Origin of the sequence: Pedobacter nanyangensis (genome assembly GCF_003313505.1) — a bacterium.
Taxonomy (GTDB): domain Bacteria; phylum Bacteroidota; class Bacteroidia; order Sphingobacteriales; family Sphingobacteriaceae; genus Pedobacter; species Pedobacter nanyangensis.
This window is the reverse complement of the sequence record NZ_QMHO01000007.1, coordinates 1-13,494: the sequence shown is the minus strand read 5'-3', so window position 1 is coordinate 13,494 and position 13,494 is coordinate 1. Positions and strand designations below refer to the sequence as shown.

The 13,494-nt window shown below is 42.5% G+C and carries 12 protein-coding genes and 3 tRNA genes; 11 read left to right on the top strand and 4 right to left on the bottom strand.

Features of this window, described 5'->3' with window-relative positions:
* The first annotated feature begins 3 nt into the window (after positions 1–3).
* Positions 4–2,268 carry a T9SS type B sorting domain-containing protein gene (locus DUT71_RS12705; protein ID WP_113662925.1) on the top strand — a complete coding sequence of 755 codons (2,265 nt, stop codon included), beginning with the start codon at positions 4–6 and terminating at the stop codon, positions 2,266–2,268.
* A gap of 39 nt (positions 2,269–2,307) precedes the next feature.
* Here DUT71_RS12705 and DUT71_RS12700 read toward each other — a convergent pair whose 3' ends face one another.
* Positions 2,308–2,496 carry a hypothetical protein gene (locus DUT71_RS12700; RefSeq protein ID WP_113662924.1) on the bottom strand — a complete coding sequence of 63 codons (189 nt, stop codon included), beginning with the start codon at positions 2,494–2,496 and terminating at the stop codon, positions 2,308–2,310.
* 410 nt (positions 2,497–2,906) lie between these two features.
* Here DUT71_RS12700 and DUT71_RS12690 point away from each other — a divergent pair, with 410 nt between their 5' ends.
* From DUT71_RS12690 to rsgA, 7 genes are all read left to right on the top strand, one after another.
* Entirely contained in the window at positions 2,907–3,434 is a 528-nt protein-coding gene (locus DUT71_RS12690) for a YceD family protein (protein ID WP_113662922.1), read from the top strand.
* Positions 3,435–3,450: 16 nt separating this feature from the next.
* A complete protein-coding gene (rpmF, locus tag DUT71_RS12685; protein WP_113637233.1) occupies positions 3,451–3,642 on the top strand; it encodes a 50S ribosomal protein L32 in 192 nt (63 codons plus the stop codon).
* Between the two features lie 92 nt (positions 3,643–3,734).
* The gene (plsX, locus tag DUT71_RS12680; RefSeq protein ID WP_113662921.1) at positions 3,735–4,673 is read left to right on the top strand and encodes a phosphate acyltransferase PlsX; all 939 of its coding nucleotides are present in this window, start codon (positions 3,735–3,737) and stop codon (positions 4,671–4,673) included.
* A 16-nt stretch (positions 4,674–4,689) separates the two neighbouring features.
* Complete coding sequence (locus tag DUT71_RS12675) at positions 4,690–5,685, top strand: beta-ketoacyl-ACP synthase III (protein WP_113662920.1); 996 nt, start codon at positions 4,690–4,692, stop codon at positions 5,683–5,685.
* A 162-nt stretch (positions 5,686–5,847) separates the two neighbouring features.
* Positions 5,848–6,336, top strand: coding sequence for an acetyl-CoA carboxylase biotin carboxyl carrier protein (gene accB / locus DUT71_RS12670; RefSeq protein ID WP_113662919.1), 489 nt, complete (start codon positions 5,848–5,850; stop codon positions 6,334–6,336).
* A gap of 45 nt (positions 6,337–6,381) precedes the next feature.
* Complete coding sequence (gene accC / locus DUT71_RS12665; RefSeq protein WP_113662918.1) at positions 6,382–7,722, top strand: acetyl-CoA carboxylase biotin carboxylase subunit; 1,341 nt, start codon at positions 6,382–6,384, stop codon at positions 7,720–7,722.
* Positions 7,723–7,941: 219 nt separating this feature from the next.
* Positions 7,942–8,862: a ribosome small subunit-dependent GTPase A gene (rsgA, locus tag DUT71_RS12660; RefSeq protein WP_113662917.1), complete on the top strand. Its 921-nt coding sequence runs from the start codon at positions 7,942–7,944 to the stop codon at positions 8,860–8,862.
* Between the two features lie 489 nt (positions 8,863–9,351).
* Here rsgA and der read toward each other — a convergent pair whose 3' ends face one another.
* The 3 genes from der to era all read right to left on the bottom strand — a co-directional run bounded on the left by der (position 9,352) and on the right by era (position 12,706).
* The gene (gene der, locus DUT71_RS12650; RefSeq protein ID WP_113662915.1) at positions 9,352–10,653 is read right to left on the bottom strand and encodes a ribosome biogenesis GTPase Der; all 1,302 of its coding nucleotides are present in this window, start codon (positions 10,651–10,653) and stop codon (positions 9,352–9,354) included.
* Positions 10,654–10,860: 207 nt separating this feature from the next.
* A complete protein-coding gene (locus DUT71_RS12645; protein ID WP_113662914.1) occupies positions 10,861–11,643 on the bottom strand; it encodes a DUF3667 domain-containing protein in 783 nt (260 codons plus the stop codon).
* Between the two features lie 184 nt (positions 11,644–11,827).
* Positions 11,828–12,706, bottom strand: a complete 879-nt coding sequence (gene era, locus DUT71_RS12640; RefSeq protein WP_113662913.1) for a GTPase Era — start codon at positions 12,704–12,706, stop codon at positions 11,828–11,830.
* Between the two features lie 112 nt (positions 12,707–12,818).
* On the opposite strand from era, the gene DUT71_RS12635 reads away from it, so the two are divergent.
* From DUT71_RS12635 to DUT71_RS12625, 3 genes are all read left to right on the top strand, one after another.
* A tRNA-Met gene (locus tag DUT71_RS12635) sits at positions 12,819–12,894 on the top strand.
* A gap of 36 nt (positions 12,895–12,930) precedes the next feature.
* Positions 12,931–13,002, top strand: a tRNA-Glu gene (locus tag DUT71_RS12630).
* An 83-nt stretch (positions 13,003–13,085) separates the two neighbouring features.
* Positions 13,086–13,157: transfer RNA gene (locus DUT71_RS12625), tRNA-Glu, on the top strand.
* Positions 13,158–13,494: the final 337 nt, after the last annotated feature.

Genomic DNA, 13,494 nt, shown 5'->3' with positions numbered 1-13,494 from the left:
CTAATGAAAAATGCTCTTACAAATAACCTCTTAGTCGTTTCTACCCATTTGTTTTTACTTCTTCTTTGCAGTTCATTTACTACTGAAGTAACCTCAAAGCCCAAGCAAAAATCCTGTAGCGTTGTTTTAGAGGGTGGTACCTGCGTAGGTGAAATCCTTACCGTAAAAAGTTCTGAGCCAGTACGGTCAATTACCTGGATGCTGGATGGAGTGCCCATTTTGAACCAGAACATTGCACTACAAAACAACGGAGTGGTGGTGGCTGGTGGTAATGGCACAGGGAATCTTCCCAACCAATTTGCCAACCCGGCAGCCATTTTTGTGGATAAAGACGGTAGTCTTTACATCCCCGACATGAGCAACAATCGCATACAGAAATGGGCGCCTGGCGCAAGTACGGGAATTACCGTAGCGGGAGGGAATGGTATTGGAAGTGGGGCTAACCAGTTTAACAGGCCAACAGGCGTGGCCGTAGATAAAAATGGGAATATTTACGTTGCCGACCAAAACAATAACAGAATTCAGAAATGGGCACCCGGCGCTACAACCGGCGTTACACTAGCCTCAGGCATTGGCGCTCCCACACGCGTTTGTTTTGACGGCAATGGCAACCTCTATGTTTCTGCCCAAGACGACGAAAGCGTTTTAATGCTTGCCAATGCCACTGGACCGGCCCGGATTGTTGCCGGTGGAAACGGGACAGGGAGAAATCCGAACCAGCTGGCCAGCCCTACCGGAATTTTTGTGGACGGCAAAAACAACCTTTATATTTGCGATACCGACAATACACGGATCCAAAAATGGGCAATTGGCGCTAATTCGGGCACTACCGTAGCATCACTGTACACCAACCCTTTAGGCATTTACGTTGACCAGACTGATCATATGTATATCTGCGATTATACTGGTTACGCCGTATTAAAGTGGCGTTTAGGGGCGCCTTCGGGAACAGTCATTGCTGGCGGAAATGGTCCGGGAAGCAATCCGAACCAAATTAAACCGGTGGGTATTTTCATGGATGACCACAACAACCTTTTTGTAAGTGATTTTGACAATGCCAGGGTGATTAAATTTTCAAATATCTTTACCGGCAGCTATACCACGCTCCAAGGCGGAAGGTATACCGTTAAAATTACCACCACCAGCGGATGCGAAGTTACTTCAAATCCGATAGATGTTAATGCCAAAACCGTTCCCCAAATTAGCATTACCGCAAATAAAGCCATTACCTGTAGCAGCTTCCCTGCCGAATTTACGGCTACATTGACCAACGGAGGCAGCAACCCGGCCCTACAATGGAAAGTAAATGGCATAGTTGTACCAAATGCTCATGCAAGTACCTTTAGCAGCGCATCTTTAAAAGGAAATGACGTGGTAAGCTGTGAGCTGACCAATTCAGATCATTGCGTGAGCAATGCGGTTGTACAAAGCAATATGATCACCCTGCAGGATCCTACGGCCCTGCCAAGTGTGCAAATCAATATTGACGTTAACAATGTTTGCAAAGGCTCCGTACAAACTTTTGAGGCGCAAACTGTTAATGCCGGCAACAACCCCACTTACCAATGGTATGTGAACGGTTTGGCGATGAGCGGCAAAAACGATAAGTTTTTCCAATACAACCAATTCCAAAACGGAGACCTGGTTAGCTGTGCCATCACCAGCAACGCACCGTTTTGCCAAGCAAACACTTCTGCAACGAGCAATACCATCGATGTACTGATCAAACCAATTATTTTTGCAGAGGTAATGATTTATACCGATGAAAAGAAAATTTACGATGGCCTAGAAGTAACTTTTACGGCAATAGCCAAAAACGAGGGCACGTATCCAACCTACACCTGGAAAATAAACGGGCAGATAGCGTACACCGGGGGCAACAGTTTCAGCACCAACAGCCTCAAAAACAACGATCAGATTACTTGCGAAGTGAGCGTAAATACGCCCTGTGCAATCACCAACTTGGTAAGCTCCAATACGCTAACGGTAAATGTGATCAAAATTGAGAAAGTAGTGCCGCCAAACACCTTTACCCCAAACGGTGATGGCATTAACGACGTTTGGAATATAGACGAGCTAAGGATGTTTCCCCAATGTACCGTAAAAATTTTCTCGAGAAATGGGGTTGAGCTTTTTAGTTCAACGGGATACACGAAGCCCTGGGACGGAAACCACCGAAACAAAGTTTGCCCACCGGGCGTATACTATTACGTAATCAATTTAGATGGCAGGCAAAAAATTACTGGTAGCTTAACCATTATCAGATAAACTTACAGCTATGCCAGTCCTTTAACTGCTGCCTGGCCATTAGTTCCTATTCAAAAAATCTCTTCCCTGGGGAGTGATAGATGCTGCCCACTGCACGCTATCCCGATCTATTTTCACGTAGCCCAAAGCTTCCAGCTCTTCGTAGTCAGCTTCACGGCCACCTAATATAGAGGAACTTACCTGTTGCTCGATAACTTCCAACAATTCTATCAATTCTGCTCTTTCCATGATGTTGTTTTTTTCATCTACAACAATTAACCGCTGCCTAAAGTTTACTTACAGCTCGTTTTTTGAAAGGCTACACAGGCAGCATACAGGGCGCATTCACGATGTGCCTTAAGGTGCTCACAAGAGGGTTGCTGGTTGGCGTAAATAGCTTAACACTAACCCATGTACTTCTTCCCTGGTTAAATAAACCTTATTGGAGCGGGCACGAGGCCGGCCCCCGTTTTATTGGGGGAGGCCGATGTAAAGCGGAAAGAAGGGCTGGTTGCGCCAAGAACCACCGGCAGTGATTTTCAAATCGCCAAACATCTGTTGAGGGCTTATTTTTTTCCGTTTCCATTTTTCTAAATTTATTTTCAATTCAAAAAATATTTCATACCTTTGCAGGCTAAAATTTAGTTGCAATTGAAAGCATGAAAGCGTTGAAACAATTTTCTATCCCCTTTACAGGCTTGAAATTGGGAAAGCATCAGTTCGATTTCGAAATTGATAAAAGCTTTTTTGATGCGTTTGAGCATTCGTTGGTGAAAGATGGAGCGCTTAAGGCAACAGTTGAACTGGATAAACAAGAAACCATGTTGATTTTGGGTTTCCATATTGAAGGAACCATAAAATTAAATTGCGACAAATGTTTATCTGATTTTGACCAACCAATTGAGCTGAACGAAAGACAAATTGTAAAGTTTGCAGAAGAAGCAGAAGGTGAAGAAGAAGATCTGGAGATCATCATTTTGCCAAGAAAGGAAACTGCGATTGACGTTTCTGAATTGATTTATGAATTCATTACCGTTGCCGTACCTTTCATTAACAAATGCGAACAGGCCGGGCAAAGCTGCGACGAGCAGATGTTGGCTACCCTGGACAAGCTGCAGGCAGGAAACGAAGAACAAGAAGAACAAATTGACGACCCACGTTGGGAAGCGTTGAAAAAATTAAAATAGTAAATAAAAAACTGAAATGGCACATCCAAAGCGTAAAACTTCTAAACAAAGAAGAGATAAAAGAAGAACACACTACAAAGCTGTAGCTCCTTCGTTGACTACTTGCCAAACTACTGGTGCAGTACACGTACCTCACCAAGCTTACAACGTTGATGGTAACCTTTACTACAACGGTAAATTAGTTATAGAAAACACTTCGATAGGTTAATTTTCTGAAAAATTTTTGTGTTCCGTTAGTTTAAGATTAACTTAGCCAATGGAAATAAAAGCCAGCCTGGCTTACACAAAAGATTTTTTACTATGAAAATAGGTCTCGATATTATGGGCGGAGACTATGCTCCCAAAGCGATTGTTTTGGGAGCAATAGCAGCTCATCAATCCCTGGCTCCAAATGAGCATTTAGTGCTAATTGGAGATACCCAGCAGATTAAACCGCTTCTTTCTGAACAAGGTTTCAACCCTGATCACTTCGAATACGTACATACCGAAGAAGTTATTGGTATGGGCGAACATGCTACCAAAGCAATCCTTCAAAAACCCAATTCTAGTATTTCTGTTGGCTTCCAGCTGTTAAAGGAAGGCAAACTGGATTCGTTTGCCAGCGCAGGTAATTCTGGCGCTATGTTGGTTGGCGCTGTTTTTAGCGTTAAGCCCATCGCAGGCATTTCTAGGCCTTGCCTGTGCACCATTGTACCTAAATTAAAAGGTGGCGTTGGTCTACTTTTAGACGTGGGCGCCAATGCAGATTGCAAGCCAGACAACTTATTGGAATTTGGGGTACTTGGCAGCTTGTATGCAGAGCACATTATGCAAATACCTAACCCAAAGGTTGCATTGATGAACATTGGAGAAGAAGACGAAAAGGGCAACATGCTTACCTTGGCCAGCCACCGTTTAATTAAAGAAAAAGCAACTTTTAACTTTGTGGGCAATGTAGAAGGCAGAGACCTTTTTAACGACAAGGCCGATGTAATTGTTTGCGACGGCTTTACGGGAAACATTATGCTTAAACTAGCGGAGTCTTTTTACGTGCTAACGATCAAAAAAGGATTGAAAGACGAGTTTTTTGACCGGTTCAATTATGAAAACTATGGCGGCAGCCCTGTATTGGGCGTAAATGCGCCTGTATTGATTGGACATGGAATATCGAGCCCTGAAGCTGTGAAGAATATGATCTTCCAATCTAGGGATATGATTAATACTGGATTGGTTGGTAAAATACAGGCCGCGTTCCAATAATTAAACAAACAACAAAATGAGTAAAATTCACGCTGCTATTACCTCAGTTAATGGTTACGTTCCAGAATATGTGTTAACCAACAAAGAGTTGGAAACTATTGTTGACACTACTGACGAATGGATTACCACCAGAACTGGTATTAAAGAGCGAAGAATACTAAAAGGCGAAGGCATGGGCACTTCGGATATGGCCGTGCCGGCCGTGAATGGCCTTTTGAAAAAAAGAGGCATAGATGCCAAAGAAATTGACCTGATTATTTTTTGTACCACCACACCCGACTTTACCTTTCCGGCCACGGCCAATGTATTGGCTGATAAAATCGGTGCGGTAAATGCCTGGGGATACGACCTACAGGCAGCCTGCTCTGGGTTTATTTTTGGCCTAACTACAGGCGCACAGTTCATCGAATCGGGCAAGCATAAAAAGGTACTGGTGGTTGGCGGCGATAAAATGTCATCTATCATCAATTATGAAGACCGTACCACCTGTATTATTTTTGGCGACGGTTGTGGATGCGCTTTGCTGGAACCTAACGAAGAAGGTTTAGGCATACAGGATTCGATTTTAAGAAGTGATGGTTCAGGGGGTAAATATTTAGGCATGAAAGCCGGTGGATCTGTAAAACCTGCAACCCACCAAACCATAGATGCCAAAGAGCATTTCGCCTATCAGGAAGGACAAACCGTATTTAAATTTGCCGTAACCAACATGGCTGACGTAGCCGCTGAAATCATGGAAAGAAACAGTCTTTCTTCTGATGACGTGGCATGGTTGGTACCTCACCAGGCCAACAAACGCATTATTGATGCTACCGCTTCAAGAATGGGCGTGGATAGTGAGAAGGTAATGGTAAACATTGAGCGTTACGGGAACACCACCAATGGGACCATTCCGCTTTGTTTGTGGGAATGGGAAAAAGATCTTAAAAAGGGCGACAACATTATTATAGCTGCCTTTGGTGGAGGTTTTACCTGGGGCTCGGTATATTTAAAGTGGGCATATAATAGCTAGTTGTTGGTTGATTGGATGGTTCGTTGCTTAGGGAATTACAATGCGTTTATAATCTAAAAAAGCGACCAAAAAACTAAAAAACCGAACATCTAAAAAACTAATAAAAACCTTAACTTAGTTAATCAAAATAAGACAACAATTATTTAACATAACAAAAAGAGAATGGATATTAAACAAATTCAGGAACTTATAAAATTTGTTTCTCGGTCGGGAGTGAATGAAGTTTCTCTAGAGCAAGAAAACTTCAAGATTACCATCAAAACTAACCAAAATCCAGTTTATGTAAATGCTGCCATTCCTACACAGGTACCAGCTGCGGCAGCTCCGGCGGCAACAGTAGCGGCACCTGCTCCAGTAGCAGCAGCACCTGCAGCTCCAGCGGCATCTACAGCTTCAGAAGATACTTCTAAGTACATCACCATAAAATCTCCTATGATTGGTACTTTCTATCGTTCTGCAAGCCCAGAAAAACCTTCGTTTGTAAACGTTGGTGATGAAATAGGTACAGGTAAAGTGGTTTGCATCATCGAGGCGATGAAGCTTTTCAACGAAATTGAGAGTGAAGTTTCTGGCCGTATCGTGAAGATATTGGTAGACAACGCCTCTCCTGTGGAGTACGACCAACCTTTATTCTTAGTAGAACCTATTTAATTAGCAAATTAATCAATTAGCTAATCAGCTAATTAAAGAGAAATTATGTTTAAAAAAATATTAATTGCCAACAGGGGCGAAATCGCTTTGCGTATTATCCGTACCTGTAAGGAGATGGGCATTAAAACCGTGGCGGTTTACTCTACAGCTGATAGAGATAGCTTACACGTACGTTTTGCCGATGAGGCTGTTTGTATTGGCCCACCGCCAAGCAAAGACTCTTACTTGAGCATTCCTAACATTATTTCTGCTGCGGAACTAACCAATGCAGATGCCATACACCCAGGCTACGGCTTCTTGTCTGAGAATGCTAAATTCTCTTCAGTTTGCCGTGATTACGGGATCAAGTTCATTGGTGCCACACCAGAGCAAATCAATAGCATGGGCGACAAGTCGTCGGCTAAAGAAACCATGAAAAAAGCTGGCGTACCTACTATCCCAGGCTCAGAAGGCTTGTTGGAGAGCGTTAGCGAAGGGATCAAATTGGCCAATGGCATGGGCTATCCTGTAATTTTAAAAGCTACTGCTGGTGGTGGTGGCCGTGGGATGCGTGTAGTTTGGAAAGATGAAGAATTTGAGAATGCTTGGGACAGTGCACGTCAGGAATCGGGTGCTGCTTTTGGCAACGACGGCCTTTATCTAGAGAAATACATCGAAGATCCCCGCCACATCGAAATACAGATCATCGGCGACCAATATGGCAAGGCCTGTCACTTATCGGAAAGAGATTGCTCTATCCAACGTCGCCACCAGAAACTGGTTGAAGAAGCTCCTTCTCCTTTCATGACTGATGAACTGCGTCAGAAAATGGGAGAGGCTGCCATTAAAGGTGCTTTGGCTGTAAATTACGAAGGCGCCGGAACAATCGAATTTTTGGTAGATAAGCACCGCAACTTCTACTTCATGGAAATGAACACGCGTATCCAGGTAGAACACCCGGTAACGGAAGAAGTGATCAACTTTGACCTGATCAAAGAACAGATTAAGGTTGCTGCAGGCATTCCAATTTCTGGCAAAAACTACACGCCTGACATGCACGCTATCGAGTGCCGTATCAATGCGGAAGATCCGTTTAACGGTTTCCGTCCTTCACCGGGCAGGATTACCAATTTCCACTCACCAGGTGGCCACGGAGTTCGTGTAGATACGCACGTGTACGCTGGCTACCAAATTCCGCCCAACTACGACTCGATGATTGCAAAACTGATCACCGTAGCTCAAACGAGGGAAGAAGCCATTTGCACCATGGAACGTGCCTTGAGCGAGTTTGTAATTGAAGGCATTAAAACAACCATTCCATTTCACCTGAAATTGATGAAGGACCCTAACTTTAGAGCTGGTAATTTTACCACTAAATTTATGGAGACTTTCGATTTCTCGGAATAAGCAATATTTAATTTCAATGAAAGTGCCTCGACAGCTTGTTGAGGCATTTTTGTTTTTGAACCAGCTTGCATGTTATTTGAACCACCTTAGGCACCTAAGAACACCTGAGCATACGACCTTATAAAATAAAAGCCCTTCAAATGCCTAAGGTGGTTATAACTAAATAGCTTTTCACTTTCAACTGTCAACTTTCAACGCTACCTTTACAACAATAAAAATATGCAGGGATTAGTCATTAAATCTACAGGAAGTTGGTACCAGGTATTTGCCGAAGATGGCCAAACCTACTCTTGCCGTATCAAGGGCAAATTTCGCATTAAGGGCATACAAACCACCAACCCTATTGCCGTTGGCGACCAAGTGGATTTTGAGCTGGAACCCAATGCTGATACGGGTGTCATTAACCACCTGCACGATCGCAAAAACTACATTATCCGTAAATCTATCAACCTGAGCAAGCAAACGCAAATTATCGCGGCCAACTTGGATCAGGCTTTTTTGATTGTCACCCTGGCATCACCTCGTACTTCCCTAGGTTTTATCGACAGGTTTTTGGTAACTGCCGAAGCTTATGACATTCCCACTTGTTTGATATTCAACAAACTCGACATATACAGCAGCGAGGGCCTGGAAATATTGGCAGATTACAAAGCCATCTACGAAAATATCGGCTATTCCTGCTATGAGGTTTCGGCCTTGCGGGGAACCAACATTCCACAAATAGAAGCGCTATTGAAAAACAAGGTAACGCTGTTCTCTGGGCACTCTGGCGTAGGAAAATCAAGCTTAATCAATGCGCTTTTACCCGATTTTGACTTAAAAACCGGCGAAGTAAGCGAATGGAGCGATAAAGGCCAACATACCACCACTTTTGCGGAAATGCATCAACTCCCTTTTGGCGGCTACCTCATTGATACGCCAGGCATCCGGGAACTGGGCATTGTAGACATTGAAAAAGAGGAACTAAGCCACTTTTTCGTAGAAATGAGGGAAAGGCTTAACCAATGCAAGTTTAACAACTGTAGGCACATTAACGAGCCCGGCTGCGCCATTATCAAAGCAGTGGAAGAAGGCGAAATAGCACCTTCGCGTTACGACAGCTACCAAAGCATTTATTTCGGGAACGACACCAGGGCTTAACCTAGTTGGCTAATCCTCGTTTTTCCGCAGCTCACGCAGATTTAACCTCAGATGAGATACGTGGCCTCTGCCCGCCCCTTGCGCTCTTTAACCCAAAAAAGCAATAGATTTTGGAGCGCACTGGATCTGCTCCTATCAAAGTTAGTCCTTCTTTCCGCTGTATTTTTGAGCTTACTGCGTGCGCCCAAAAGATGCCGCTACAATAAGGGCTATAAACTTAGGCCGGTGCAAAACAAGCCCCACCCAATAGCAAAGGCATGGCCAGCTAAACCTGATGGCAGCGGAAATCCTTTTTGCTTTATTTTAGGTGAATGCTGCCGATAGGCTAAACCTGTACAGGAACAGATTCCCAGAAACGACAAAAGGTGCAAAGCAAAAAGATTGCAGCGTACAGCAGGACCATCCTTTAATAGTGGCTTCTGTGGTGGCTTTTAAAATCTTCTATTCTCGCCAATTGATTGCATGGTTCTTCGCCATGACTAACCAAAACTATTTCTGTCTGAAATAAATCTGGATAGGAACGCCCGAAAAATCGAAGTTTTCGCGCAGTTTGTTCTCAATAAAACGCTTGTAAGGCTCCTTGATATATTGTGGCAGGTTGCAGAAAAAAGCAAACATGGGTGCTACCCCATTTATTTGGGTAATGTACTTGATTTTGATGTACTTGCCTTTGGTTGCCGGCGGCGGATATGCCTCAATAATGGGCAACAACACGTCGTTAAGCTTAGAAGTAGGGATTTTCTTCGCTCTGTTTTTCTGCACTTCCAATGCCGTTTCTATGGCTTTGAAAATACGCTGCTTATTTAGCACCGAGATGAAAAGGATGGGCACATCGGTAAATGGCTGCAGCTTATGCTTAATTTGCTCTTCGAATGCTTTCATGGTCTTGTCGTTCTTTTCGATCAAGTCCCATTTGTTCACCAAAATGACCACTCCTTTTTTGTTTTTCTCCGCAAGGTGAAAAATATTGATGTCTTGCGATTCTAAGCCTTCTTCCGCATCCAACATCAACATCACCACGTCAGAATCTTCCAAAGCTTTAATGGTACGCATGACCGAATAAAATTCGATGTTTTCCTTTACCTTGGTTTTTTTACGTAAACCAGCGGTATCAATAAACATGAACTCGTGTCCGTATTGGTTATAATGGATATGGATCGAATCGCGTGTAGTTCCGGCAATTGGGGTTACAATATTCCTGTCTTTACCGATCAGGGCATTAATCAAGGAAGATTTACCTACGTTTGGCCTACCTACAATGGTAATTTTCGGCAAGGTATTTTCTTCTTCCTGGATATCTTCGAAGTGCTTAACCACTTCATCCAACAAATCACCCGTACCAGAACCGGTCATGGAAGAGATGGTGTAAATTTCGCCCAAACCAAAGCTATAAAATACCGACGATTCGGTTTCTAAGGCGGTGTTGTCTACTTTGTTCACCACTACAAAAACAGGCTTTTTGCTCTTGCGAAGTAAATTAGCAATGTCATCATCTAAATCGGTAATGCCAGTAGTTACATCCACCATGAAGATGATTACAGAAGCTTCTTCTATGGCAATGACTACCTGCTCGCGGATGGCGGCTTCGAACAAATCTTCAGAGTTGGCCACATATCCACCAGTGTCAATTACGGTAAATTCCTTATCGGTCCACTCGGCTTTGCCGTAATGCCTATCTCTGGTTACCCCACTAAAGTCATCAACAATAGCCTTACGGCTTTCGGTTAAGCGGTTAAAAAGGGTTGATTTTCCTACGTTGGGTCTGCCTACAATGGCGATGATATTGCTCATTTTAAAATACGATTTTGCTTGCCTGCCTTAGACAGGGGTTTACGATCTCAGCTTTTTGAACGATATAAAATCAATCGGAACCTGTTTCTCGTTTCATTCCCTTTTTACGTAAAGGGTTTGACTTGCAAAAGTACGCTTATTTTTTGAACAATTGGTGAGGAACTTTACATACGGCTAAGTAAAGACCTGATGACGGGAAGAGCACACTTATTTTGGCTGCTGCAGCATTTTAAGTGCCTCTGGTCCTTTGATAATACCAATAAGAATAACAGCTATGAAAATTACCGCCATATAAGCTAAGAATACCGTTACAATAATGAGCAATACCTTTAAAATGATCTTTCCTATTGACTTTTCAGGATAAAAGCCTTTGTAAAACCATACAAAAAGAAATGGGATGATTAAGGTTGAAGCTGTAAATACCTTCATAAATAGGCCCATATTTCCCCTTACCACATACAGAATAGGATACGAAATGATAATGGTAACTAGGGTATAACAAGAAAGCCCAAAAGCATTCATTACGATATGCTCATAGTAGTTTTGGCCCCATTTACGAAAAATAATAGAAGTAAAAATAGCAAGAACTGGCAGGAAGGCGAGCATAATTACCGAGTTGTAGCTCGACAAAAAGGAAAGAGCTTTGTTTGCATTGGCACCATTCATTTGGGCAGTAAACTGGCCCAAAAGTTCATTCAAATTAAGCACCTTGTAGGAAATAAATGCCGAAACACCACTCAATACGAAAGCCAAAAGAATCGGTTTGTAATGGTTAACCCTATTTCCATCAATAAAATCCCTCGCTGTTTTACCTGGGTTTTTAAGGATATTTTTCACCGAATACAAAAATCCCTTATTGGTATGTACCAGCAGATATTGCGCCTCATCTACCACGTATTTCCGGTCAATTCGTTTAAATTTCTTCTGCCCGCAGTTGCTACAAAAATTTTCAGTAATGATTGCTTGACAGTTTAAACAGGTGCTTGCCATTTTTTACAGGGTTGTTTTACGTTTTTATGCTAATTATCACGATCCATTATGCGGCCAAAGGCTAAAATTTAAACCTCAAAAATGGTGATGCAAGTATAAAAAAAAGTGATAAAAAAGCCAAGGGCAAAACCCTTGGCTCTAAAATATTTTCGAATAAATAAGTGCCGTTTTCTTGGCGGTTCAACTAGCTATCGTAGCCGAAGTTCTTAAGGTAGTTCTTTTTACTTCTCCAATCTGGAATTACCTTCACAAAGGTTTCCAGGAATACTTTCGAATCGATGAACTTCTCGATGTCCTTACGGGCTTCCATTCCTACTTTTTTCAAACTAGCGCCGCCCTTGCCGATGAGGATGTTTTTTTGCGATTCACGTTCTACAATAATTTCGGCACTAATCCTGGTCAGGTTTTCTTCTTCCTTAAAAGCAGTAACAATTACCTCGGTACTGTAGGGAATCTCCTTTTGGTAGTTATTGAAAATTTTCTCCCGGATAATTTCCGACACAAAGAACCGAAGGTGTCTATCGGTTAAATCTTCTTTGTCGTAATATGCCGGATGCTCGGGAATTACTTCCAGTATCAAAGGGAGCAGGCCTTCCAGGTTATAACCATGTAGGGCCGAAATGGCGAAGATGTGCATAGGGTTCAATTTTTCCTTCCAGTAATCCATCTTCTCCAACACCTGCTCTTGGGTAGCGTTGTCAACCTTGTTAATGAGTACCACTAACGGAATGTTGGTATTGACAATTTTTTCAAGCACGTCATTTTCATCATGGCGCTCGTTAATATCCGTCACAAAGAAAATCAGGTCGGCATCTTGTAAGGCTCCGCCTACCGCATTCATCATCGAATTTTGCAGTCCATATTTAGGTTTAATGATTCCAGGGGTATCTGAAAATACAATCTGAAAGTCATCTTCGTTCACAATTCCTAATATACGGTGGCGGGTGGTTTGTGCTTTAGGGGTAATGATGGATAGCTTTTCGCCTATCAATGCATTCATTAATGTAGATTTACCAACGTTTGGCTTTCCTATAATACTTACAAAACCTGCTTTATGTGCCATAATATACTTTTTTAAAAAAAATTTGCGTTACAAAGAAACGAATTATATCTTTGCATTCCAATTCGGAAACAAGCTGTGTAGGATTAGGCAGCAAAAATTGAATTGTTTATAGTGCGGGGTGGAGCAGTTGGTAGCTCGTCGGGCTCATAACCCGAAGGTCGCACGTTCGAGTCGTGTCCCCGCTACCAAAAAAAGAAGTTGAAAAGACACTTCTTTATTTTAATGGCCCGTTCGTCTAGGGGTTAGGACGCCAGATTTTCATTCTGGAAACAGGGGTTCGATTCCCCTACGGGCTACATTAAACATCAATCAATAAAAAAGGTTGGTGTTTTTTTATGCAGATTTTGAAAAGCCTCATCTGCTTGATTTACTGAACTTTGGTCCATTCGTCTAGGGGTGAGGACGCCAGATTTTCATTCTGGAAACAGGGGTTCGATTCCCCTATGGACTACACAAACTTTCTCTTAAAGTTTCATCAGATTTCGCGAAGTTTCAAAGCTATTTCCCCTATATCTTCCCCCATCAAAAAGCTTACAATTGGACAGGCTTGAATTATAGTGAAACTTGCAGTAATATTATTATCATTTTTAAAACAATCATAAAAACCTAGGCTTCAATAAAAACAGGCAAATTGTCGTCAGAAATGGCTCTTTACTTGCAATTAGCAAATCTTCTTGGGAGCAACTATTTCCTTACGGTCTGCCAAAAGAAGGCAGGAAGACTTATTAGATTTGACCTGTGTATTTCGGAAATACTATCCATCCCTGTACGTTCCAAACTGTTCAGTA

What these genes read in the sequence shown, in the direction of transcription:
- DUT71_RS12705 (WP_113662925.1), top strand. Translation starts at nt 4, where the DNA reads ATGAAAAATGCTCTTACAAATAACCTCTTAGTCGTTTCTACCCATTTG.
- DUT71_RS12700 (WP_113662924.1), bottom strand. Translation starts at nt 2,496, where the DNA reads ATGGAAAGAGCAGAATTGATAGAATTGTTGGAAGTTATCGAGCAACAG.
- DUT71_RS12690 (WP_113662922.1), top strand. Translation starts at nt 2,907, where the DNA reads ATGAAAGCGTTGAAACAATTTTCTATCCCCTTTACAGGCTTGAAATTG.
- rpmF (WP_113637233.1), top strand. Translation starts at nt 3,451, where the DNA reads ATGGCACATCCAAAGCGTAAAACTTCTAAACAAAGAAGAGATAAAAGA.
- plsX (WP_113662921.1), top strand. Translation starts at nt 3,735, where the DNA reads ATGAAAATAGGTCTCGATATTATGGGCGGAGACTATGCTCCCAAAGCG.
- DUT71_RS12675 (WP_113662920.1), top strand. Translation starts at nt 4,690, where the DNA reads ATGAGTAAAATTCACGCTGCTATTACCTCAGTTAATGGTTACGTTCCA.
- accB (WP_113662919.1), top strand. Translation starts at nt 5,848, where the DNA reads ATGGATATTAAACAAATTCAGGAACTTATAAAATTTGTTTCTCGGTCG.
- accC (WP_113662918.1), top strand. Translation starts at nt 6,382, where the DNA reads ATGTTTAAAAAAATATTAATTGCCAACAGGGGCGAAATCGCTTTGCGT.
- rsgA (WP_113662917.1), top strand. Translation starts at nt 7,942, where the DNA reads ATGCAGGGATTAGTCATTAAATCTACAGGAAGTTGGTACCAGGTATTT.
- der (WP_113662915.1), bottom strand. Translation starts at nt 10,653, where the DNA reads ATGAGCAATATCATCGCCATTGTAGGCAGACCCAACGTAGGAAAATCA.
- DUT71_RS12645 (WP_113662914.1), bottom strand. Translation starts at nt 11,643, where the DNA reads ATGGCAAGCACCTGTTTAAACTGTCAAGCAATCATTACTGAAAATTTT.
- era (WP_113662913.1), bottom strand. Translation starts at nt 12,706, where the DNA reads ATGGCACATAAAGCAGGTTTTGTAAGTATTATAGGAAAGCCAAACGTT.